Below are 20,922 nucleotides of genomic sequence, written 5' to 3'. Positions count from 1 at the left end.
GCGTCAAATAAGCGAATGAACACCAATAAAAAACCGCCACATCAGTGGCGGTTTTTTTCTGTGTTTTACCGTGCTTAGTGGGCAGGTTGCATATCTGACTTCACCGGAAAAATTTTGTCGTATGCGAGGTTATAGATATACGCATAAACCAGATAGAAGGCTACGAGACCAATATCCATCAGGAATGCTTGATACAAACTAATGTTAAGCCACCATGCAATGGCAGGTAGCGTGACCCATAACAAGCCCAATTCAAACATCACGGCATGCAATATGCGATGTTTTTGCGATTTAGTCGTTGTGCCTGCCCACTTGATCATCCCCTTGTCAAACCACAGGTTATAAACGTAGTTCCATCCTGTCGCGATCACTGAAAACGCGATGCCTAATACGCCAGTATGGGCTGCATCAAAGCCAAATAGAGACAAGATACTGACGATACATAGTAGGCCTATGATTTCGAACGCGATGGCGTGTCGAATACGGTCTAAGGTTGTTCTCATTAAACATTCCTCCGAAAAGATGACGCTATATTATCCAAATAATGGATTGATAAAAGTTACTAACTATCCGAATTTCGGATGATTGGATGATTTCTTGGATCGGATTGGCTTAGGTTGGCTGGTGGTTTTGCCGATGAACGTGACTCTACCGATGTTTCTCTCAACATTTCTCTCAATGAATAGCGAGAACATCGGAACTTGTATAGGGAAATGGCAAATATGCACTTTCAGAAGTATGTACTAACTATTAGGCATTTTCATGGTTATCACGTGATGAAAGTTTGAACAGCTAGGGGTGGCTAGAGAATGACTTTGAATTCATGGATATATCTAATAACGCATTGATATATTGATCCATATCATTAAAATTAACAGTGAATTTACAAGTGCGATATTTACTCAAGGTTACGGATTTAAGGAGGCGGTAAACATGACAAATCAAACATTTACATCAGTTCATACTTGCGCCTTTGATTCGTGCGCAACCATGCGAAAACCTGTACAGTAATTTCCGCACCCTTAGCAAAATGGGCCGCGGATATTTCTGCGGCTTGAATGCAAAGCACCATTCTCATTTTCTCCGCAGATTATCCAAGGCCTCCTAATACACAATATGGAGTCCACAATGAATCAATCACTATATCTACGCCTAGCCGTTATGTTTGTTCGCTTAGATCTCAAGCGCGAAGAAAATCAATGGCGCAAGGAACATCGACGCGTGCGTTATCTCGGTCAACCATTATCTGATCATCTAATGCGTGATATTGGCTTTGAAAAAGATGGCTTTTCTATCGGTCACACGGTTGCCCCTCAATATAAAGCGCAACGTGAAGTTGTGCGTATGAGAAGACGGTTAAGGATGAACGCTACAACATAACGCAAAGGGCAACCTGAAGGGTTGCCCGATGTGATATCTCATCAAGATAAGCGCCAACAATGGCGCTTTTTTGATCCTTAAAACGAATAATGAACAATGGTCACTAAAGCTTAAGGGCAGGGGTTGGAATACTTAGCGCCAATGGCGTCAATGCGTTGGAGTAATTCTTTAGACAATGTGAGGTCAATGGATTTGATATTGGCTTCAAGTTGTTCGCGTGTTGTTGCACCAATAATGTTACTGGCGACAAAAGAGCGACTGTTTACAAATGCGAGTGCCATTTGCGCTGGGTCGATTGAAAACTCATTGGCTAAATCGACGTAGGCTTTTGTGGCGGCTTGACCTTGCTCGGTGAAGTAACGGGCAAACCGCTCCCAACGTGTGCAACGAGCCCCTTCTGGACGTGCCCCGTTGAGGTATTTTCCTGTTAACACACCAAACGCCAACGGGGAGTAGGCTAATAACTCAACGCCTTCCTGATGACTTATCTCTGATAGCCCTACTTCGAAACTTCGGTTAAGCAGGTTGTAAGGGTTTTGAATCGAGACGATGCGACTTAAACTGTGTTTTTCAGCCAGTCGCAAGTAATTCATTACTCCCCACGGCGTTTCATTAGAGACGCCTATATACCGAATCTTCCCTTCTCTAACCAACTCCGAGAGCGCATCAAGCGTGTCTAGAATCGTCACACCCGAATTGTCATCTTGGTGAGCGTAGTTAAGTTGCCCGAAACTATTCACATGTCGCTGTGGCCAGTGTACTTGGTAAAGATCAAGATAGTCGGTTTGCAACCGTGCAAGGCTATCATCCACGGCTTGACGCACATTGCGACGATTCAAAGACATGTCTTCACGAATATACGGTACACCACGAGGGCCTGCGACTTTGGTGGCAATGACCACCTTGTCTCGTTGGCCTGATTTTGCCAGCCAACTACCGATGTACTTTTCAGTAAGCCCTTGTGTTTCAGGTGTTGGTGGGACGGCATACATCTCAGCGGTATCAATGAAGTTCACACCTAAATCTAACGCTAATGACAACTGTTCATGAGCATCCGTTTCGGTATTTTGTTGGCCAAATGTCATGGTGCCGAGACATATTTTACTGACATCTAAGCTGGTATGAGGAAGGGTATGATATTGCATCCGTTCTCCTTGAATAGTGCCTGTTACACAATGAGATGAATTGCTCTCATTGTCGAGAGAAGCAAATTTATCTTCCATCTTAGGAGGTTTTTCGCGAGGTACAAGCATCAAAATGGCAAACGGGGGAGGGGGCATCAAGCATGAATAGAATGTTCAGCTTTGCTCTTCGGGCATGGCGTGTGTCGATAATGCGCGAATGTGTTAAACACGTGACCAATAAACCAAAATTTCATCAAGATACGCTGTCTTATACTGGCGCTTCTATACTAGTATTAACATCTGATTAACAATGCGGAAAGCAAGATGAAATTAAAGCAATTGAAAAACTGGATACAGGCTCATCCTGATAATGTGCCGCATTGCTATGTGGTTGCTCATGCGGGTGGTGCTCAATATATCGTTGAGATAGAAGTGAGGCATCAGCTTGAACCGCTTAGAGACGATAAAACGGATGAAGTGATGCACTTCGATAACGTTGAGCAGATTAGTGCGAAGCTAAAAAAGTTAGGGGTAAAGAAAGCGACGATGCGTTTGCTAGACCCTTACGACGAGTTTGGTCCCGCTGATCCTTCGTGCAAAGAAGACATGGAGATTTCACTTTAGCACCAAAGGCGTCAGTTTCATCGCAGTGTCGCGATATTTGCGTAATTTGGTTACTCGCTTTCTGGCAGCATGAAATGTCGGGCGAGTATCCTTGCTGTGAATTGTGTTCTTAGGTAAAACCCTCTAGGTAGTGTCTTAATCGGCTGGCCTTTTGCGCCGTACGCTTCGGTTTTAACTTTGCTGTTAGCGGCTTTAGGACGAAGCTGTAGATATTCTCCATGCCTTGCTGAGATTTCATGCACTTTCCCCAGCACGATAAATTCCATTAGTTCTTCCCAATCGGCTTTAAGTTGATGCTCTTCCTCTGCCGAGGGTTGCCACATAAGAGGCATACCGACATGCCGTTCTGCAAGGGGTATTTCTCTTTCTCCCTCTACTGGAACCCACAGTACTTTTGATAATTTGTTGCGGATGTGGCTGTTTTCCCAGGTGAGTCCGTGCACGCCAGTTAATGGGGCGACACACACAAAAGTAGTTTCCAGCGGTTTACCTGTATGACTGACAGGGATCGACTTTAACTCGATGCCAAGATCCTGAAAATCCTGCTCCGGTTTACTTCCGGCAGTTGCGCCAAGGCAGCTTTCCAACAGCATTCCCACCCATCCTTTCTCACGACGAAGATCCGCTGGGCAGTCAATACCCTGTAGAGAGGCAAGTTCTCCGAGCGTAAAGCCTGCGAGTGTGTAAGCGCGCTCAAGCAGCTCTTGCTCTGAGGTTGGAGGAAGGATCATTGAGTATTCCTATCAGTAACAATCGGCGAAAAACTATCAGCCCAACGATGAAAACGCCAGCCTTTGTCATTGTGACGGTAAGGATCGAGTTGAACAACATGCATTTTAAAGGTTATCCACAAGGGCGGGGGCGTAAACGTTAAATTCAAAGTACATGGATGCTTATACAGTGCTTTTAACGCATTGATTACTCAAATTTATGCCATGATTGGTGGCTAATCGTACGAATGGTGTGAGTAACTGTTACTTTGGTGGATCTTTGAACACTTTAAGATCTTTGCTGTTTCTGATGAGGATTTATTTATTGCTCTTCGCGTATTTTAATTTTAACGATTTGATTTTAATTGATTTAAGTAGATTTTGAACTGAGGGGGTTCGAATTGGATCAAGTGATGCAACTTGCTTCAATTCAGTTTAAATGGTGTTCTTCACAAATCTATCCACAGAAAGCGTGAATAAATGTGCGCTTAGTCTCATCGGGTTGTTTATAACTTGGTGCGGGCACTTGTTTTATCCCTAAAGGCGGTTGAACTCCCCAAAAAATGCGTTTCATTCACAATGTTTGTTTACCACTGTGCACATAGTGTGAAAAAATCACTGTTAATAGAGATTTATATTTGGGGTCGTCCAGTGATAGATGGCGATGGTTACCGTCCCAATGTAGGGATTGTAATATGTAACAGCCACGGTCAGGTTCTCTGGGCTCGTCGATATGGACAACATTCCTGGCAATTCCCACAAGGTGGTATTGATGACGGTGAAACGCCCGAGCAAGCCATGTATAGAGAGTTATACGAGGAAGTAGGACTCTCTAAAAAAGACGTGAAGATACTGGCGACAAGTCGCCATTGGCTAAGATATAAGTTGCCAAAGCGTCTAGTTCGTTGGGATTCAAAGCCGGTGTGTATTGGGCAGAAGCAAAAGTGGTTTTTGCTGAAGCTTGAATGTGACGAGTCAAAAGTGAACATGCAGCGAAGTGGTACGCCAGAGTTCGATGGCTGGCGTTGGGTAAGCTACTGGTATCCGGTGAGACAAGTGGTGTCGTTTAAGCGTGATGTTTACCGACGCGCAATGAAAGAGTTTGCTGCTATTGCGATGCCTTTTCGTGAGCGAAAAGTAAAACGTAGTAAAAGCAAACGAGGATCAGCTAAGTACTAGAAGATCAGCTAAGTACTAGAGGATCTGCCAAGTACTAAGGGAAGACTTCGAGGGCGCCGATGCTGACGAAACTGCGAGATATCGTAAATAACGTGGCGTCATCCAGTGACGTTAAGCAAGCGCTCAATACTCTTGTGAGTGAAACCTGCTCGGCGATGAGTACAGAGTGTTGCTCTGTTTATATCGCGGATCATGATCGCAAAGTCTATGAATTGATGGCCACCCAAGGCCTCAATGCCCAATCTCGCCCTGTTACATTGTCTTTTAGCGAAGGCCTCGTTGGCCTCGTTGGTCGTCGCGCTGAGCCTATCAATCTCGCGAATGCTAGCGAGCACAATGACTTCAAACATTTCCCTGATATCGGTGAAGACCTCTTTAACTCTTTTCTTGGTACGCCAATTATCTATCGCCGTCAGGTTTTGGGTGTTTTGGTGGTTCAGCAAAGAGATTCTCGCCAATTTGATGAAAGCGAGGAGTCTTTTCTCGTCACACTGTCTGCGCAACTAGCCGTTGTTTTTGCTCATGCCAAAGCACAAGGCTTGTGGCCGAGCAATGTCAAAGGCACTTTGCTGCTGCAAGGGGCTGCCGCTTCCCCTGGTGTTGCCATTGCCAAGGCGTGGTGTGATGTCTCGCAGCCGCGGTTGGACTTGGTATTCCCTGCATCTTGCTTGGATAACCAACAAGAACGCGATCGTCTTGATTCTGCCATCGGTGCAGCGGTTGCTGATTTTCGCCGCTTGCGAAAGCGTCTGGATAACGAACTCAATCAAGACACACTGGCGATCTTCGATCTGTTTATCCACTTGCTGAACGATCCCGTGCTTCGCAAAGCGATGAATGAACATATTCAGCAAGGCGATCTTGCTGAGTGGGCGGTTAAGCAAACGATAGATGCGTTCGCCGTTCGTTTTGAAAATATGTCAGACCCTTATCTTCGTGAGCGTGCGAGTGATGTGAAAGAGCTGGGTCAGCGCTTGCTGTATTTCCTCGAAAACCAGCAAACAAAGCAATGGAACTTTGATGAACCTGTCGTCCTTTTTGCCCGAGAACTAACGGCGGCGATGCTCGCTGCTATTCCAAGAGAAAGTTTAGCGGGAGTGGTTGCAGAAGAAGGGGCCGTGAATGCTCATGCCGCGATTTTGGCGCGTGCTTTGGGCATTCCTGCGGTGATGGGCGTGGAATTCAACCCGCAATTGATTCATCAAAAGAACGTGGTTTTGGATGGCTTCAAAGGCCGCGTGCTGGTGGAGCCATCGGAGCCTATTCTCGAAGAGTATAAACGCCTTCGTGATGAAGAGTTCGAGTTGCAGCAGGAAGTTGATAGCACGTTTACTCGGCAAACTGAAACTGCCGATGGGGTGCGTGTCGAGATCTACCTCAATGCGGGGTTGAGTGCAGATACCAGCATTGCCATCAACCGCGGTGTAGATGGTGTGGGTTTGTATCGTACCGAAGTGCCGTTTTTGATGCAGAGAAGTTTTCCTTCAGAAGATGATCAGGTGAAGCAATACCGATCGATTCTTGATAGCTATCCGACACAGTCTGTCGTCATGCGTACTTTGGATATCGGTGGTGATAAACCGTTACCGTATTTGAAAATCGAAGAAGACAATCCTTTTTTAGGTTGGCGTGGTATTCGCTTTACGCTTGATCATCCTGATATTTTTCTCATTCAGGTTCGCGCTATGCTTCGCGCGAGTATTGGGATAGATAACCTCGCCATTCTTTTGCCAATGATCTCCGGTCTTTCTGAACTGTTAGAGGCGAAGGCGCTGGTCGACCGCGCTTTCACAGAGGTGGCAGAGTTAGCCGTGCTTGAAGGTAAGACGTTGAACAAGCCGCGTTTGGGCATCATGGTTGAAGTCCCCTCTGTGCTTTATCAATTTGATGCAATTGCTCCTCATATCGATTTTCTATCGGTAGGGACGAATGATTTGACGCAATACTTATTGGCGGTCGATCGAAACAATGCTCGTGTTGCAGACGTGTATGATACATTCCACCCGTCTGTGCTCGCCGTATTGCATCAAATACTACTTAACAGTCAGCGGTTAAAGCTTCCTGTGAGCGTGTGTGGCGAGTTTGCTGGCGATCCCATAGGGGCTGCTTTGCTGGTCGGCATGGGCTATCGTCAACTGAGTATGAACACGCGTAGCGTCGCTAAAATTAAATACGTATTGCGTCATATTCCGTCAAAGGCATTGCAAAAACACGTAGTAGCGATGCAACAACTTTGTTTAACCGGTGAAATTCGAAAAGCCTCGGAAGACTTTTTAGAACGCTATCACTTGGGTGGTCTCATCCGAGTAGGAAAATAGGAACACTTTCATGATTGAAGCCACCTTGTGGCTATTCGGTGCATGTCTTGTACTGGGAAGCTGTGTGGGTTTGCTAGCAGGTTTGCTTGGCATCGGCGGTGGCTTATTGGTGGTTCCTGCATTATCGGTATTGTTACCGTGGGCGGGTATTTCCGCGTCGTTAGTGATGCCGATGGCGCTGGCGACTTCTCTCGCAAGTATTGTCATGACTTCTGCTTCTTCCGCTTACACGCATTATCGATTGGGCAATGTGCAGCCTGCCGTTGTAAAAACGTTGCTACCGGGCGTATTACTCGGAGGGTTAATGGGCAGTGCGATTGCTGATCGGTTACCCACGGAATATCTCCCTAAAGTATTTGGTGTCATCGTGCTGTTCTTGGCACTTCAAATGGCGCTGTCTTTGCGTGTTAAGCCTGCTAAACCTTTGCCTGGACCTGCAAGAAACGTAGTGAGTGGTGGTCTAATAGGTATGGTTGCGAGCCTCGCTGGGATTGGTGGGGGCTCTTTGACTGTGCCTTACCTCAATTATTATGGCGTTGAAATGCGCCGTGCTATTGGTAGTGCCTCGTTGTGCGGGGTGTTTCTTGCTCTATCGGGCATGACGGGTTTTATCTTTTTTGGGCTGACACAAACTGAAACCTTACCAAGGTTTAGCGTCGGCTATGTTTACTTACCGGCATTGATTGGTATTGTAGGCACCTCTGTGTTTACGACACGATATGGCGCGAGGCTCGCATCGCGTTTACCGACACCAACGATAAAGCGTGTTTTTGCTGTTTTCTTGCTCTTGGTTGGGGCAAGTATGTTTATAAGCTAAGGATGACAACCCTATGTCTCTGACATTTCCCCAAATAGATCCCATTCTGATTGAAATTGGTCCGCTTGCTGTGCGCTGGTACGGCCTGATGTACTTGGCCGGATTTGCGTTTGCCCTATGGCTGGCTAATCGTCGTGCAGACAAACCGGGCAGTGGGTGGACGCGTGACGAAGTTAGCGATTTATTGTTCGCCGGATTTTTAGGGGTGGTGCTTGGCGGTCGCATTGGCTATGTGCTGTTCTATCAGTTTGATGCCTTCTTGGCTGATCCGTTATTCCTGTTCAAAGTGTGGACCGGTGGCATGTCATTCCATGGTGGCCTGCTAGGCGTTATTACTGCGATGTTTTGGTTTGCACGTAAAACCAAACGTACCTTCTTTACTGTCTCTGATTTTATTGCACCGCTGGTACCATTTGGCTTAGGTGCGGGAAGACTGGGGAATTTCATGAATGGTGAACTTTGGGGTAGGGCGACCGATGCACCTTGGGGCATGGTGTTCCCAACTGGCGGCCCGATCGCTCGTCACCCTTCGCAGTTGTATGAATTTGCGCTTGAAGGCGTGGTCTTGTTCTTCATATTGAATTGGTTTGCACGTCAGCCTCGACCTGCTGGTGCGGTATCAGGGCTGTTTTTAGCCGGGTACGGTACGTTTCGCTTCATTGTTGAGTTCTTCCGCGAACCCGATGCGCACCTTGGCTTGTTTGGGGATTGGATCAGTATGGGGCAAATCCTCTCCAGTCCGATGATTATTGGCGGCGTGTTGATGATGGTTTGGGCCTACCGCCGCGGACAAAACGCAACGCATTCAGCATAATTGTATATTCAAAGCCGCAGCTCATTCTGCGGCTTTCGTTGTTTTTAATTGACTGCCCTACATAAGTGGCTGGGTAGATGACGTAAGGATAAATCATGAAGCAATATCTTGATTTGATGCAGGATATCATCGACAACGGCAGTGATCGTGGCGATAGAACCGGAGTCGGTACGCGTTCTGTCTTTGGCCGACAACTGCGATTTGATCTCAGCGAAGGCTTCCCTATGCTGACAACCAAGAAGCTTTATACGCGAGCTATCATCGAAGAGTTGCTGTGGTTCCTCAATGGTGATACCAACATCAAATACTTGCAAGACAATAACGTGAGCATTTGGGATGAGTGGGCAACAGAAAGTGGCGACCTTGGTCCTGTATATGGCGCACAGTGGCGTTCATGGGCATGCCCGGATGGCTCGACGGTAGATCAGATTGCCGAACTTATTGAGCAAATCAAAATGAAGCCAAACTCTCGTCGCCACATTATCACTGCATGGAACCCGTCAGACTTACCTGATGAGACGATGAGCCCTCAGGCGAATGTTGAGCAAGGTAAAATGGCACTGGCACCTTGTCACTGCTTGTTCCAGTTCTACGTTGCCGACGGCAAACTTTCTTGCCAACTCTATCAACGTAGTGCGGACTACTTCCTTGGCGTACCGTTCAACATCGCTAGCTATGCGTTGTTGACGCACATGATTGCGCAGCAGTGTGACTTGGATGTTGGTGATTTTGTGCATACGTTTGGTGATGTTCATCTTTACCATAACCACCTCACTGACGATATTGTGTATGAGCAGATGAAGCGTATTCCGGGTAACAAACCTAGCTTAAGCATTGCGCGCAAGCCTGCGTCTATCTTTGATTACACGTTGGAAGACTTTGTGATTGAAGGCTATGAGGCTCAGCCTAGCATTAAAGCGCCGATTGCGATTTAAAGCGTGAATCGCACTTAATGAAAACTGCATATTTAAAGCCGGGCTAGCTCCGGTTTTTTTACGCCTGTATTTCAAAAACAAAAACGCCCGCATCAGCGGGCTTTTTTTGTATCTTCGTGATGATTATTGCGTTGCTAGCATCACAATAGAGGGAACCACGACAAATACAAGGCCAAGGTAAGCCACGACAGCCAGTTTGTTCTTCGCTGCAGCATCACCCAGCATCTCTGCACACTTCAATGGAATTTCGCGCAGGAACGGCGTACCAAAGATAAGTAGAGTTGCTAGAACGTTGAACGTTAGGTGTACCAGAGCGATTTGCAGAGCAAATACTGCATTCGGACCTGTTACCGCTGTCGCTGCTAGCAGCGCAGTGATACATGTACCGATGTTAGCACCCAGAGTGAATGGATAAACATCACGTACTTTCAATACGTTTGTACCAACCAGCGGAACCATCAGGCTTGTCGTTGTAGAAGAAGACTGAACCAGAATCGTTACCAAGGTACCTGACGCGATACCGTGAAGTGGGCCACGACCGATTGCGTTGTGAAGAAGTTCTTTTGCGCGACCAACCATCAGTTTACGCATTAGTTTGCCCATCATAGTGATAGAAGCAAAAATCAGTGCGATACCGAGAACAATCAGCGCAACGCCGCCCCAGTCACCAGGTAGTGAAGACAACAGATCTTTTGAACCGTTAACCAAAGGCTTGGTCAATGGACCCATGAAGTCCATACCTTTCATGCTTAGGTTGCCTTCGAACATTAAAGGAGCAACCAACCAGCTAGAAATTTTGTCTAGTAGGCCAAACATCATTTCCAAAGGAAGGAAAATAGAGACTGCCATCAAGTTGAAGAAGTCATGAACGGTTGCACAGGTAAATGCGCGACGGAACTCTTCTTTACAACGAGCGTGGCCAAGGCTAACAAGTGTATTGGTAACAGTCGTGCCGATGTTCGCACCCATTACCATAGGAATCGCGGTTTCAACCGGCAAGCCGCCAGCCACCAAACCAACAATAATTGACGTAACCGTGCTTGAAGATTGGATCAGTGCAGTTGCAACGATACCGATCATCAAACCTGCTACAGGATGAGAGGCGAATTCGAATAGGGTTTTCGCTTCATCTCCGGCAGCCCATTTAAAACCACTACCAACCATGGACACTGCAAGAAGCAGAATATAGAGCATGAGTGCCAGGTTGGCCCAACGTACCCAATTCTTAGAGCTGTTAATTGGAGCAGCAGTAGAAGCTTGGGATGTCATAAGGAAATCTCCGAGACAGTTATATGTCAGATTTGTGTCAATGAATTAATCTGGGCGGAATAGTAGGTAGGAAATATTTCACTAATATTACAGTTTTGAGTCACTGTGTGCGTCATGCATGAGGTGGTGTGTAAAGGTAAGTGTCCTTGTTTTATTTTTTAATTATAAAACAATGATTTATGTGGATTTTCTGGTTAAAGTTAAAGTGCTCAAAAAGCAATCAAACGCACTTTGGTCAAGTGATTATTTGAGACTGCGGACAAGTTTTGTGACAAAAGATTCTTTCATAATGCGAAAAAAGCGTCAGTTTTAAGTGGAAAGTTCGGATATTCCGATGTTTAATCTCTAAAGAACCGATTTTTCTTAAATGGCGATCGGTGACTAGACTACAAGGGATTAATTAATTTAACGGAGTGCTTTAAATGACTGATGCGATTCGTCAGTTTATGAAGATGGAATCAGCAGGTGGTTTGGTGCTGATTGTTGCGGCTATATTAGCGATCGTTATCGCTAATTCGCCATTGCAGCCGCTATATGATGGTGCTCTTCATAGCTATATTGCTGGTTTGTCAGTTGCGCATTGGATTAACGATGGTCTGATGGCTATCTTCTTCTTGCTGATCGGACTTGAAGTAAAAAGAGAGCTTATTGAAGGCGCTCTAAATACGAAAGAAAAAGCCATCTTCCCAGCCATTGCGGCTGTGGGGGGAATGTTAGCACCTGCGTTGGTGTATTTGGCGTTCAACTATTCAGATCCTGTTACCGTCAACGGTTGGGCTATCCCTGCCGCGACAGACATTGCATTTGCGCTTGGCGTGATGGCACTGCTGGGCAAGCGTGTTCCTCTTTCATTGAAAGTTTTCCTATTAGCATTGGCAATTATCGATGACCTAGGTGTCATTGTTATCATTGCTCTGTTCTACAGCAGTGATCTGTCTGTGACGGCGCTGACTGTCGCCTTCATTTCAACGGCGGTTCTGTTCATTATGAACAGCAAAAATGTCACCGGAGTAAAATGGTATTTAATTGTCGGAGCCATCCTTTGGTTCAGCGTCTTGAAGTCTGGCGTCCACGCCACACTGGCAGGCGTTGTGCTTGGCTTCGCTATTCCATTGAGTGGCGGTAAAGACGGTAAATCCCCGTTAAAAACCTTGGAACATGCTATTCACCCTTATGCGGCGTTTCTTATCCTTCCACTCTTTGCGTTTGCCAATGCAGGCGTTTCACTGGAAGGAGTATCGCTGGACAGTTTGACCAATATGTTGCCTCTAGGCATCGCGTTGGGCTTGTTGGTAGGTAAACCACTGGGTATCTTCACGTTTAGTTGGATAGCAGTGAAAACGGGCGTTGCTCGATTACCTGAAAATGTTGATTTTAAACAAGTGTTCGCTGTATCACTGCTATGTGGTATCGGCTTTACGATGTCGATATTCATTTCTTCGCTAGCATTTGTGGGTGTAGACCAAAGCTATATCACCTTCTCTCGATTGGGGATCTTGATTGGCTCTACTGTGTCAGCTATTGCGGGTTATGCGCTGCTGAATGCGGTATTGCCTAAGACGCCTGCAATAGAAGAAAGTGACGAAAACAAAATGAGTATTGATTATTAGTCGCGTTTTATTGAGTGACGAATATCACAGTGAAAGGTTGGGTTAGAACCTGACAAGAGGGCGTCAGAGCTGCGTAGAGCGTAGTTTTGGCGCCTTTTTTAGTTGAGAGCTTATGTCACATTTAAACTATAACCATCTCTATTACTATTGGATGGTCTGTAAGCAAGGCTCTGTTTCTAAAGCAGCAGAAGCTTTGTTCCTAACACCTCAGACGGTAACAGGGCAAATACGAGCCCTAGAAGACCGCCTGAACGGTAAGTTGACTAAACGTTCAGGTAGGAGCGTCGTGCCAACTGAGCTCGGTCAGCTCGTTTACAAGTACGCTGACAAGATGTTTGGTATTAGCTATGAAATGTTAGATATCATTAATTACAGTCAGCGGGAAAATGAGCTGTTTGATGTCGGGGTGGCGGACGCCTTGTCAAAAAGCTTAGTCAGTCGAGTGCTGCTAAAAGCGGTTCCTGTCGGTGACGGTATTCATCTTCGTTGCTTTGAATCGACTCACGAGCTATTGCTTGAGCAATTAAGTCAGCACAAGTTGGATATGATTCTGTCAGACTGCCCCGTCGATTCCAGTCAGAGTCCTGGCCTCTTTAGCGTGAAGATCGGCGAAAGTGTTATGAGTTTTTTTTGTTCAGATGCTGTCTCAAGAAAAAGATTTCCTGCCATAATCGAAGAGCATAAGTTACTTATTCCAAGTAGCAGGACCGCGATGGGTCGAAAACTCATGCATTGGTTTGATAGCCAAGGCATTACACCGGATATCTTGGGGGAGTTTGATGACGCGGCCTTGATGAAAGCGTTTGGGGCGAATCATAAGGCAATGTTTGTTGCACCAACCTTTTACTCCGCAGATGTGCTCGATTTACCTGATATTCATGAAGTGGCAAAGGTGGAGGAGCTCAAGGAAGAGTATTATGCAATTTTTGCGGAAAGGATGATCCAACACCCTGCGGTTAAGCGTATCTGTGAGGCTGACTTCAGTAAGTTGTTCCACTAGTGTTTGATTATTCAGTTTATTAGTGTTTGATTATGCAATTAGTAGTCTTAAACGCAAGGCAATAGCACTAAGTGTTTAAGTGATAAACTAATGCCAATATAAGCAACCTTTTAGAGTATGGTAAATAGGCAGTACGTATGGAACTAAAACAAATGCAGGAAGCTGGGCCAAAAGCAGTGAAATTGCTTAAAGCAATGGCAAATGAGCGCAGACTATTCATACTTTGCTATTTACTCGAAGGTGAGATGTCAGTGGGAACGTTAAGTGACAAGTTAGAATTAAGTCAATCAGCGTTGTCTCAGCATTTGGCATGGCTTAGGAGAGACGGTTTGGTCGCGACGCGCAAAGAAGCGCAGACGGTATATTACTCATTGAAGAGTGTTGAAGTTCAAACGATCATGATGACCTTACACGAACTTTTCTGTAAAAACATTAAGTGAAAAGTTGGAAAAATACACAAATAAAAAAACCGGCTTTTGGCCGGTTTTTTTAGTTCAAATCTAAGCGATTATTACAGAGCTTTGATTTGAGCAACTAGGCTAGCTTTATGACGAGCAGCCTTGTTCTTGTGAATAAGGCCTTTAGTAGCCATACGGTCAAGAATAGGTTGTGCTTCAGCAAATGCTTTAGTAGCTGCTTCTTTATCACCAGCTGCGATAGCTGCGATGGTTTTTTTCAGGTAAGTGCGCATCATAGAGCGACGGCTTGCATTGTGCTGACGGCGCTTCTCAGATTGGATTGCACGCTTCTTAGCAGATTTGATATTCGCCAAGGGTCTAACTCCCAAATCTTATATTCGGTGACAATTTAAGGCCGAGGAATATGCCCCGTTTTACCCGAGTTGTCAATTCATTTGTGCAATAATCCGCCGCATCACCATAGCAATGGCATGTGACGAACATCGCGGTTAATATGGCGGCAGATTCTACCAGCATTCTTAGTATGAAGTAAGCCTTTTATCTGCCTTTTCGCACTTGTTGTACCGTCTAGAATTCAATTAGAACAGACGTGATAACATGAACGGACGGATGCATCTTACTTTATTTTTGGTTTTAAGGGGTTATAGGTGTCAAAGCGATTGCTTCGCTCAGGGATGATTGTCAGTTTTATGACGATGGTGTCACGCGTAATGGGCTTGGTACGTGATGTGGTTATTGCAAACCTCATGGGGGCTGGTGCCGCCGCGGACGTTTTCTTTTTCGCGAATAAAATCCCTAATTTTTTACGTCGTCTGTTTGCAGAAGGTGCGTTTTCACAGGCGTTTGTTCCTGTTTTAGCCGAATACCAAGCCAGTGATGATAAAAATAAAACCCGTGAGCTGATTGCTTACGTATCAGGCACCTTGGGTGTATTAGTGACCATTGTCACCGTGGTCGGCGTGATTGCATCGCCTGTGATCACTGCACTATTTGGTGCGGGTTGGTTTTTGGATTGGGTCAACGATGGCCCTTCGGCGCACAAATTTGAATTAGCGTCTTTGATCTTGAAGATCACGTTCCCTTACCTTTGGTTTATTTCTTTTGTTGCGTTGGCTGGATCGATCCTTAACACGTTAGGACGCTTTGCAGTGTCGTCTTTTACGCCAGTGTTTCTTAATATCGCGATGATTTCCGCAGCCATTTGGATCGCGCCGAATTTAGAACAACCAGAAATTGGTTTGGGTATTGGTGTTTTCCTCGGCGGTTTGATCCAATTTGCGTTTCAATTTCCTTTTCTTTACCGCGAAGGGATGTTGGTTAAGCCGAAGTGGGGATGGTCTCACCCTGGTGTAGTAAAAATTCGTACCTTGATGATTCCTGCGCTTTTTGGTGTGTCCGTAAGCCAAATTAACTTGCTGCTTGATACCTTTATCGCGAGTTTTCTTGCGACGGGCTCTATCAGTTGGCTGTATTACTCTGACCGCCTTTTAGAGTTTCCGTTGGGGTTGTTTGGTATTGCGATTGCCACCGTGATATTGCCAGCGCTGTCGAAAAAGCACGTTGAACAATCATCCGGTCAATTCGCCAGTACGATGGACTGGGGCATTCGCATGGTCCTGTTGCTTGGCTTGCCTGCCATGGTCGGCATGATGGTATTGGCAAAGCCAATGTTGATGGTGCTATTTATGCGTGGTGAGTTTAGCCCGTCTGACGTGGATGCCGCCTCGTTATCGTTGATGGCTTATGCGTCAGGTTTGCTTAACTTTATGCTGATCAAGGTGCTTGCACCGGGGTATTACGCTCGCCAAGACACGAAAACCCCAGTGCGCTATGGCATTATTGCTATGGTTAGCAATATGGTGTTCAACCTTATCTTTGCGTCATTTTATGGCTATGTCGGTCTTGCTATGGCCACGGCGTTGTCTGCGTTGGTTAATGCTGGCCTACTTTACCGAGGTCTTCATCAGCAGGGCGTGTACCGCGTGAGCCGTGAAACACTGTTCTTTACGCTACGTCTGGTGATTGGCGCGTCACTGATGGGCAGTCTTGTGTTTTGGTTAATGCCAGAAAATACGGATTGGCTTGCTATGGGGCTTTGGGAGCGCACGTATGTACTCTTCGGCTTAATTGCTTTGGGTGCAGCGACTTACCTAGTGTCTTTAGCTGTTTCTGGCGTAAGGCCGCGTCAACTTAGAGCTGAAAGCTGATTGCTGCGCATAACTAGTATATAATCCGTCGGTTTTTTTAGGGGAAAGCAGTTTTACCATTATGGAATTGATCCGAGGCATTCATAACATCCGAGAAAGACACCGAGGGTGCGTTCTGACGATCGGTAACTTTGATGGTGTGCATTTAGGCCACCAACAAGTGCTCATTCAGGTGGTAAAAAAAGCGCGTGAGTTAGGCGTTTCGCCTACCGTTATGCTGTTTGAACCTCAACCTAGAGAATTATTTGCAGCCGAAAGTGCTCCGGCAAGGTTGACTCGTTTGCGTGACAAGTACACGCAGTTGGCTCAATTAGGTGTTGAACGGCTGCTTGTGGTGAATTTTAATGCGAAATTCGCCTCTATGACGCCCTATGACTTTGTTCATCGCTTGTTGGCTGAACAATTGGGTGTTAAGTTTCTGGTAGTTGGTGACGACTTTCGCTTTGGTGCTAAGCGTCAAGGCGATTTTGTTTATCTGCAACAAGAAGCTAAATCTGCACATTTTGATGTGGTGAGCACACAAAGTTTTTGTGTCTCCGAGCAGCGTGTCAGTAGCACCGCCATTCGTGATGAATTGGCGCGAGGCGAACAAGACGCCGTGGAGCAGATGCTTGGACGACCTTACAGCATTAGTGGGCGAGTTTCCCACGGTAAGAAGCTGGGTCGTACCATCGGATTCCCTACCGCAAATGTACCTTTGAAGCGACGTGTCACGCCCGTGTCGGGTGTGTATGTTGTTAAGGTTGGCGGTATTGATGAGAACACATGGTTAGGTGGCGTTGCCAATGTAGGCACTCGACCAACCGTCAACGGTGTAGGCCAACAATTGGAAGTGCACCTTTTTGACTTCGCTGGTGACCTTTATGGTCGACATGTTGAAGTGCAGCTTCTTCATAAGCTGCGAGATGAGAAAAAATTTGGCTCGCTAGACGAGCTAAAAGCCCAAATTGAACTTGATGCCCAGACAGCACGTACGTGGCTGGCTGGTCAAGATAATGTCGAAAACGTCCATACGGAATGAACAATCAATGAGTGACTTTAAAGATACCTTAAACCTGCCGGAAACCGCGTTTCCGATGCGAGGTAATCTTGCACAACGTGAGCCGCAAATGCTTAAACGTTGGTACGATGAAGATCTTTACGGCGAGATCCGTAAAGCGAAAAAAGGCAAGAAATCTTTCATCCTGCATGACGGCCCTCCGTATGCAAACGGCAACATCCATATTGGTCACTCAGTAAACAAGATTCTTAAAGACATTATTATTAAGTCCAAAACCTTGTCGGACTTTGATGCCCCTTACGTACCAGGCTGGGACTGTCACGGTCTACCAATTGAACTGATGGTTGAGAAAAAAGTCGGTAAGCCAGGCAAAAAAGTGTCTGCTGCTGAATTCCGTCAGAAGTGCCGTGAGTACGCTGCAAAACAAGTTGAAGGCCAAAAGGCGGACTTCAAACGTCTTGGTGTGTTGGGTGAGTGGGACAAGCCATACCTGACCATGGACTTTGACACCGAAGCGAACATCATTCGTGCATTAGGTAAAATCGCAGGCAACGGCCACCTACATAAAGGCTTTAAGCCTGTTCACTGGTGTACTGATTGTGGCTCAGCACTGGCTGAAGCAGAAGTAGAATACGAGAACAAAGTATCTCCATCTATTGATGTGATGTTCCGTGCGACTGACGAAGCTGCGGTATTGGCAAAATTCGGTTTGGCTGAAGGTCATGAAGGTCACGGTGACGTGTCTATCGTTATCTGGACCACGACGCCTTGGACATTACCTGCAAACCGTGCAGTTGCGGTATCTGATGCGTTGGAATACGTGCTTGTTCAAGTGGAAGGCGAAACACCTCGCCGTTTGATCGTGGCATCTGAACTTGCGAAGCAAGTGATGGATCGCGCGGGTATCGAACACTTCCATAACCTTGGCTTCTGCCAAGGTGAAGCACTGGAGTTGTTGCGCTTCAACCACCCGTTCTACAGCTTCGATGTGCCAGTGATTTGTGGCGAGCACGTCACGACTGAATCGGGTACGGGTGTTGTTCACACTGCACCAGGTCACGGTCAAGAAGACTTCGTGGTGGGTCAAAAGTACGGCCTAGAAGTGGCGAACCCAGTCGGTAGCAACGGTGTATACCTGCCTGATACAGAGCTGTTTGCTGGTCAACACGTATTGAAAGCAAATGACAACGTGATTGAAGTACTGAAAGAACACGGTTCTTTGTTACATCATCACGCGTACGAGCATAGTTACCCGCATTGCTGGCGCCATAAAACGCCGATCATTTTCCGTGCAACACCGCAGTGGTTTATCTCTATGGAGAAAGCGGGTCTGCGTGCGAAAGCATTGGAAGAGATCAAAAGCGTACAGTGGATCCCTGAGTGGGGTCAAAACCGTATCGAGTCGATGGTGGAAGGTCGCCCTGATTGGTGTATCTCTCGTCAACGTACTTGGGGCGTGCCAATTGCGCTGTTCGTTCACAAAGAAACCTCAGATCTTCACCCGAACACGGTTGAATTGATCGAGCAAGTAGCGCAGAAGGTTGAGCAATCAGGCATTCAAGCGTGGTGGGATCTCGACACTGCGGAATTACTTGGTGACGACGCTGAAAGCTACGAAAAAGTACTGGATACGCTAGACGTATGGTTCGACTCAGGTGCAACGCACTATGCAGTTGTAAACCAACGCGCGGAATTCAACGGTCACGAAGCTGATATGTACTTGGAAGGCTCGGATCAACACCGTGGCTGGTTCCAGTCGTCGCTAATGACCTCTGTTGCTATCAAGAACAAAGCCCCTTACAAGCAAGTGTTGACTCACGGTTTCACCGTTGATGGTCAAGGCCGTAAGATGTCTAAATCGATCGGTAACGTGGTTTCTCCGCAAGAAGTGATGAACAAGCTGGGTGGCGACATTCTCCGTTTGTGGGTGGCTTCAACGGACTACACCGGCGAGATGACGGTGTCTGACCAAATCTTGAACCGCAGTGCCGATGCGTACCGTCGTATCCGTAACACCGCGCGCTTCTTGCTAGCAAACTTGAACGGTTTCAACCCAGAAACTGACATGGTTGCAGCGGAAGACATGGTGGTTGCTGACCGTTGGGCTGTAGGTAAAGCGCTTGAAGCTCAGGAAGAAATTCTGAAGGCGTTTGAAGAGTGTAACTTCCACGCAGTAACTCAACGTTTGATGCAATTCTGTTCAGTAGAGATGGGCTCATTCTACTTGGATATCATCAAAGACCGTCAATACACAGCGAAAGCGGGTGGTCATGCACACCGCAGCTGTCAAACGGCGCTATTCCACATCGTGGAAGCATTGGTTCGCTGGATGGCGCCAATTATGTCGTTCACTGCAGATGAAATCTGGAACGAGATGCCCAAGAAGCAAGCTGATCAAACAGCCCGCAACAAGTACGTGTTCACCGAAGTGTGGTACGACGGCTTGTTTGGTCTGAACGATGACGAGCAACTGAATAATGCATTCTGGTCTGAACTACTGCGTGTTCGTGGCGCGGTGAACAAAGTCTTGGAGCAAGCGCGTAGCGAGAAAACGCTGGGTGGTTCTTTGGAAGCCGAAGTGACCCTATATGCGAAAGCAGATTTTGCTGCCAAGCTTGAAGCAATGGGTAATGAGTTGCGCTTTGTGTTGTTGACGTCGAAAGCCGATGTTGTTGCGACCGATGCTGCGCCTGAAGCTGCTGTTGCGACAGACATTGAAGGCTTGTCCGTGGTTGTTGCTAAGTCTGCCGCCGAGAAGTGTGAGCGATGCTGGCACCATGTGCCGGATGTTGGCACAATTGCTGGGCATGAAGCCTTGTGTGGTCGTTGTGTAAGCAACATCGATGGTGAAGGCGAAGAGCGTCAATTTGCTTAATCGCTAAGATGAAGAAAATGCTGAACCGAACGTGTTCAGCATTTTCTGAATGATAATAGGAACCTTGGATGAAAGATCTGGCAGCGAAACAGTCAGGTATTCGTTGGCTTTGGTTGGCGTTACTGGTTTTTGTTTTAGACATCGGCACGAAACTGCTAGTGATGGATACCATGGGGTATGGTTGGGCAAATCGCATAGAAATTTTGCCTTTCTTTAACCTCTTGTATGTACATAACTACGGCGCAGCATTCAGTTTTCTGAGTGATGCAGGTGGTTGGCAGCGCTGGTTCTTTGCCACGATTGCGCTCGGTGTATCAGGAATGCTTATCTATTGGATGCGCTGTACCCCAGCCACTAATAGAATTCTTAATGTGGCCTATGCGCTAGTCATCGGTGGTGCGATCGGTAATTTATTTGATCGTTTAGTGCATGGCTATGTCATCGACTTTCTCGATTTCTATATCGGCAACAGCCATTGGCCTGCATTTAACCTTGCTGATGCAGCGATTTGTGTGGGTGCCGGATTGATTGTTTTGGATAGTGTGAAAGCATCAAAAAAGCCGCACGCTGAAACCGAGTAAGCTCTGTGCTTACTATCGGGTAAGAATACATAGATAGCGCTGGTCGCAATTGCGAACGGC

Annotated in this window: 19 protein-coding genes; 14 read left to right on the top strand and 5 right to left on the bottom strand. The window is 46.6% G+C overall.

Annotated features, from left to right (window positions below; genetic code table 11):
* Positions 1 to 74 precede the first annotated feature (74 nt).
* Complete coding sequence (locus tag L4D06_RS11715; protein ID WP_429739550.1) at positions 75 to 503, bottom strand: PACE efflux transporter; 429 nt, start codon at positions 501 to 503, stop codon at positions 75 to 77.
* 625 nt (positions 504 to 1,128) lie between these two features.
* Between L4D06_RS11715 and L4D06_RS11710 the strand changes: the two genes are divergently transcribed.
* Positions 1,129 to 1,380, top strand: a complete 252-nt coding sequence (locus L4D06_RS11710) for a hypothetical protein (protein ID WP_274164975.1) — start codon at positions 1,129 to 1,131, stop codon at positions 1,378 to 1,380.
* A 110-nt stretch (positions 1,381 to 1,490) separates the two neighbouring features.
* Here the strand turns inward: L4D06_RS11710 and L4D06_RS11705 are convergent, their stop codons facing one another.
* Positions 1,491 to 2,525, bottom strand: coding sequence for an NADP(H)-dependent aldo-keto reductase (locus tag L4D06_RS11705; protein WP_429739548.1), 1,035 nt, complete (start codon positions 2,523 to 2,525; stop codon positions 1,491 to 1,493).
* Positions 2,526 to 2,828: 303 nt separating this feature from the next.
* Between L4D06_RS11705 and L4D06_RS11700 the strand changes: the two genes are divergently transcribed.
* Positions 2,829 to 3,128 (top strand): DUF6482 family protein, encoded by a 300-nt coding sequence (locus L4D06_RS11700; protein WP_274164973.1) that lies wholly within the window; start codon positions 2,829 to 2,831, stop codon positions 3,126 to 3,128.
* Positions 3,129 to 3,178: 50 nt separating this feature from the next.
* Here the strand turns inward: L4D06_RS11700 and mutH are convergent, their stop codons facing one another.
* On the bottom strand, positions 3,179 to 3,859 hold the full coding sequence (mutH, locus tag L4D06_RS11695) for a DNA mismatch repair endonuclease MutH (RefSeq protein ID WP_429739546.1): 681 nt from the start codon (positions 3,857 to 3,859) through the stop codon (positions 3,179 to 3,181).
* A gap of 630 nt (positions 3,860 to 4,489) precedes the next feature.
* On the opposite strand from mutH, the gene rppH reads away from it, so the two are divergent.
* The 5 genes from rppH (at position 4,490) to L4D06_RS11670 (ending at position 9,901) form a co-directional block, all read left to right on the top strand.
* Positions 4,490 to 5,017 (top strand): RNA pyrophosphohydrolase, encoded by a 528-nt coding sequence (gene rppH / locus L4D06_RS11690; protein ID WP_274165032.1) that lies wholly within the window; start codon positions 4,490 to 4,492, stop codon positions 5,015 to 5,017.
* Positions 5,018 to 5,076: 59 nt separating this feature from the next.
* A complete protein-coding gene (gene ptsP, locus L4D06_RS11685; RefSeq protein WP_274164971.1) occupies positions 5,077 to 7,335 on the top strand; it encodes a phosphoenolpyruvate--protein phosphotransferase in 2,259 nt (752 codons plus the stop codon).
* A gap of 10 nt (positions 7,336 to 7,345) precedes the next feature.
* Positions 7,346 to 8,152 (top strand): sulfite exporter TauE/SafE family protein, encoded by an 807-nt coding sequence (locus tag L4D06_RS11680; protein WP_274164970.1) that lies wholly within the window; start codon positions 7,346 to 7,348, stop codon positions 8,150 to 8,152.
* Positions 8,153 to 8,165: 13 nt separating this feature from the next.
* A complete protein-coding gene (lgt, locus tag L4D06_RS11675; RefSeq protein WP_429739543.1) occupies positions 8,166 to 8,966 on the top strand; it encodes a prolipoprotein diacylglyceryl transferase in 801 nt (266 codons plus the stop codon).
* A gap of 95 nt (positions 8,967 to 9,061) precedes the next feature.
* The gene (locus L4D06_RS11670; protein WP_429739541.1) at positions 9,062 to 9,901 is read left to right on the top strand and encodes a thymidylate synthase; all 840 of its coding nucleotides are present in this window, start codon (positions 9,062 to 9,064) and stop codon (positions 9,899 to 9,901) included.
* 123 nt (positions 9,902 to 10,024) lie between these two features.
* On the opposite strand, the gene L4D06_RS11665 is transcribed toward L4D06_RS11670, so the two are convergent.
* Positions 10,025 to 11,170 carry a Na/Pi symporter gene (locus L4D06_RS11665; protein ID WP_274164967.1) on the bottom strand — a complete coding sequence of 382 codons (1,146 nt, stop codon included), beginning with the start codon at positions 11,168 to 11,170 and terminating at the stop codon, positions 10,025 to 10,027.
* 422 nt (positions 11,171 to 11,592) lie between these two features.
* Between L4D06_RS11665 and nhaA the strand changes: the two genes are divergently transcribed.
* From nhaA to L4D06_RS11650, 3 genes are all read left to right on the top strand, one after another.
* Positions 11,593 to 12,780: a Na+/H+ antiporter NhaA gene (gene nhaA, locus L4D06_RS11660; RefSeq protein WP_274164966.1), complete on the top strand. Its 1,188-nt coding sequence runs from the start codon at positions 11,593 to 11,595 to the stop codon at positions 12,778 to 12,780.
* Between the two features lie 112 nt (positions 12,781 to 12,892).
* Positions 12,893 to 13,780, top strand: coding sequence for a transcriptional activator NhaR (gene nhaR / locus L4D06_RS11655; protein WP_429739539.1), 888 nt, complete (start codon positions 12,893 to 12,895; stop codon positions 13,778 to 13,780).
* A 137-nt stretch (positions 13,781 to 13,917) separates the two neighbouring features.
* Positions 13,918 to 14,220, top strand: a complete 303-nt coding sequence (locus tag L4D06_RS11650; RefSeq protein ID WP_274164964.1) for an ArsR/SmtB family transcription factor — start codon at positions 13,918 to 13,920, stop codon at positions 14,218 to 14,220.
* 71 nt (positions 14,221 to 14,291) lie between these two features.
* On the opposite strand, the gene rpsT is transcribed toward L4D06_RS11650, so the two are convergent.
* On the bottom strand, positions 14,292 to 14,552 hold the full coding sequence (gene rpsT / locus L4D06_RS11645; protein ID WP_028023845.1) for a 30S ribosomal protein S20: 261 nt from the start codon (positions 14,550 to 14,552) through the stop codon (positions 14,292 to 14,294).
* 294 nt (positions 14,553 to 14,846) lie between these two features.
* Between rpsT and murJ the strand changes: the two genes are divergently transcribed.
* The 4 genes from murJ to lspA all read left to right on the top strand — a co-directional run bounded on the left by murJ (position 14,847) and on the right by lspA (position 20,862).
* Positions 14,847 to 16,406, top strand: a complete 1,560-nt coding sequence (gene murJ / locus L4D06_RS11640) for a murein biosynthesis integral membrane protein MurJ (protein WP_429739537.1) — start codon at positions 14,847 to 14,849, stop codon at positions 16,404 to 16,406.
* A 61-nt stretch (positions 16,407 to 16,467) separates the two neighbouring features.
* Positions 16,468 to 17,427: a bifunctional riboflavin kinase/FAD synthetase gene (gene ribF / locus L4D06_RS11635; RefSeq protein WP_429739535.1), complete on the top strand. Its 960-nt coding sequence runs from the start codon at positions 16,468 to 16,470 to the stop codon at positions 17,425 to 17,427.
* A gap of 7 nt (positions 17,428 to 17,434) precedes the next feature.
* A complete protein-coding gene (ileS, locus tag L4D06_RS11630; protein ID WP_274164961.1) occupies positions 17,435 to 20,281 on the top strand; it encodes an isoleucine--tRNA ligase in 2,847 nt (948 codons plus the stop codon).
* A gap of 68 nt (positions 20,282 to 20,349) precedes the next feature.
* Positions 20,350 to 20,862 carry a signal peptidase II gene (gene lspA / locus L4D06_RS11625; protein WP_274164960.1) on the top strand — a complete coding sequence of 171 codons (513 nt, stop codon included), beginning with the start codon at positions 20,350 to 20,352 and terminating at the stop codon, positions 20,860 to 20,862.
* The last annotated feature ends 60 nt before the right edge of the window (positions 20,863 to 20,922 follow it).

Origin of the sequence: Enterovibrio makurazakiensis (assembly GCF_050336585.1) — a bacterium.
In the GTDB taxonomy this organism is placed as follows: Bacteria; Pseudomonadota; Gammaproteobacteria; order Enterobacterales; family Vibrionaceae; genus Enterovibrio; species Enterovibrio gelatinilyticus.
The sequence above is the reverse complement of the archived record's forward strand: the minus strand, read 5'-3'. Positions and strand labels throughout refer to the sequence as shown.

Bases quoted from the DNA above. Each gene is read 5' to 3' on its own strand.
- ptsP (WP_274164971.1), top strand. From the start codon at position 5,077: ATGCTGACGAAACTGCGAGATATCGTAAATAACGTGGCGTCATCCAGT.
- nhaA (WP_274164966.1), top strand. From the start codon at position 11,593: ATGACTGATGCGATTCGTCAGTTTATGAAGATGGAATCAGCAGGTGGT.
- L4D06_RS11665 (WP_274164967.1), bottom strand. From the start codon at position 11,170: ATGACATCCCAAGCTTCTACTGCTGCTCCAATTAACAGCTCTAAGAAT.
- L4D06_RS11670 (WP_429739541.1), top strand. From the start codon at position 9,062: ATGAAGCAATATCTTGATTTGATGCAGGATATCATCGACAACGGCAGT.
- L4D06_RS11650 (WP_274164964.1), top strand. From the start codon at position 13,918: ATGGAACTAAAACAAATGCAGGAAGCTGGGCCAAAAGCAGTGAAATTG.
- L4D06_RS11705 (WP_429739548.1), bottom strand. From the start codon at position 2,525: ATGCAATATCATACCCTTCCTCATACCAGCTTAGATGTCAGTAAAATA.
- ileS (WP_274164961.1), top strand. From the start codon at position 17,435: ATGAGTGACTTTAAAGATACCTTAAACCTGCCGGAAACCGCGTTTCCG.
- L4D06_RS11680 (WP_274164970.1), top strand. From the start codon at position 7,346: ATGATTGAAGCCACCTTGTGGCTATTCGGTGCATGTCTTGTACTGGGA.
- L4D06_RS11715 (WP_429739550.1), bottom strand. From the start codon at position 503: ATGAGAACAACCTTAGACCGTATTCGACACGCCATCGCGTTCGAAATC.
- L4D06_RS11710 (WP_274164975.1), top strand. From the start codon at position 1,129: ATGAATCAATCACTATATCTACGCCTAGCCGTTATGTTTGTTCGCTTA.
- lgt (WP_429739543.1), top strand. From the start codon at position 8,166: ATGTCTCTGACATTTCCCCAAATAGATCCCATTCTGATTGAAATTGGT.
- mutH (WP_429739546.1), bottom strand. From the start codon at position 3,859: ATGATCCTTCCTCCAACCTCAGAGCAAGAGCTGCTTGAGCGCGCTTAC.
- ribF (WP_429739535.1), top strand. From the start codon at position 16,468: ATGGAATTGATCCGAGGCATTCATAACATCCGAGAAAGACACCGAGGG.
- L4D06_RS11700 (WP_274164973.1), top strand. From the start codon at position 2,829: ATGAAATTAAAGCAATTGAAAAACTGGATACAGGCTCATCCTGATAAT.
- lspA (WP_274164960.1), top strand. From the start codon at position 20,350: ATGAAAGATCTGGCAGCGAAACAGTCAGGTATTCGTTGGCTTTGGTTG.
- nhaR (WP_429739539.1), top strand. From the start codon at position 12,893: ATGTCACATTTAAACTATAACCATCTCTATTACTATTGGATGGTCTGT.